The following is a 1202-nucleotide window of genomic DNA, read 5'->3' as shown; positions in this document are numbered from 1 at the left end:
AAGATGCGCGAGAACGGCATCCAGCCGGACGGCCGCGGCGGCGCGGCGCGCGGCCCCAGCGGCACCGGCTCCTCGACCAGATGCGCCTCGCCGTCGGTCAGCAGCAGCGCCGGGCCGTGCGTCAGCTTGGCCAGCCCGGCGGCCAGGCGCGGGATGGTGCCGATGCCCGAGGCCAGCACCTCGCCGTCGCCGCGCCACGCCTCCGAGGCCGCCGCGATCAGCAGCTCGGCCAGCGTGAAATCCTGTGTCTGTGTCTGTGTCTGCGCCATCGCCCCCTCCCTCAGATCGCCGCCACCGGCAGCCCGGTCACCCGCGCCAGCCCGCCGACGCGCTCCAGATACCCCGCCTCGTCGGCGCCGATCACCTCGGCGCGGTAGCGCGCCCAGCCGCCCTCCTCGCCGGCCGAGGCGACGTAGCGCTTCAGCTCCTCCAGGTCCCAGCCGTAGCGCGGCGCGCACGAGGTCGGGTGGGCGCCGCCGGGGGCGTGCACGACGCCGCTGACCAGGGTGCGCTCGAAGGGGTTGAAGCGGGCCCGCTCGGGGTGGCTGAGGTCGAGGCGCTCGGGCATCTCCTCGCACGACACGAAGCAGCGCTGGGCGGCGCGGGCGTAGTGCTCGTCGAAGTAGGGGTCGGGGCCGTCGATCTGCACGTTGCCCAGGCGGTCGGCGCGGTCGACGTGCAGCAGCGCGGCGTCGAGCGGCAGGGCCGGCATGGCGACCAGCAGCTCGCCGTCGGCGTAGGGCGAGCGCACGGTGCGCAGCTCGGGGTTGTGGGTGAGCACGTCGCTGCCCAAGCCGACGCGGGTCGGCAGGAACGGCAGGCGCATGGCGGCGGCGCGCAGGCCCCATTGCAGCATGCCCTCGTCGTACTCGGCCACGGCCAGGGCGGCGCTCTCGCGGGCCTTGCGGAAGTACGGTTCGAGCGGGATGGCGTCGAGGGTGACGAAGCCGAAGACGAGCTTGCGCAGCTTGCCGGCGGCGCACAGCATGCCGACCTCGGGGCCGCCGTAGGTGACCAGGGTGAGGTCGCGCAGGGGCGAGCGCAGGATGGCGCGGATCAGCGCCATCGGCTTGCGGCGCGGCCCCCAGCCGCCGATGCCCAGGGTCATGCCGTCGCGCAGTTGCGCGATCACGTCGGCCGCGCCGCAGTCTTTGGAGAAGGTGCTCATCGAGCCACGCCAGTGTCCGTCGCAGTGAAAGGGG

1 protein-coding gene and 1 pseudogene are annotated in these 1202 nt (G+C 74.2%); both read right to left on the bottom strand.

What is annotated here, in order from left to right:
* Positions 1-269, bottom strand: a pseudogene (locus J2852_RS31275) (hypothetical protein); the annotation flags it as partial.
* 11 nt (positions 270-280) lie between these two features.
* A partial coding sequence (locus J2852_RS31270; protein WP_209883187.1) for a CoA transferase subunit A occupies positions 281-1202 on the bottom strand: 922 nt, incomplete at its 5' end.

This window comes from Azospirillum soli, assembly GCF_017876165.1.
In the GTDB taxonomy this organism is placed as follows: domain Bacteria; phylum Pseudomonadota; class Alphaproteobacteria; order Azospirillales; family Azospirillaceae; genus Azospirillum; species Azospirillum soli.
This window is presented reverse-complemented; position numbering and strand designations above follow the sequence as displayed.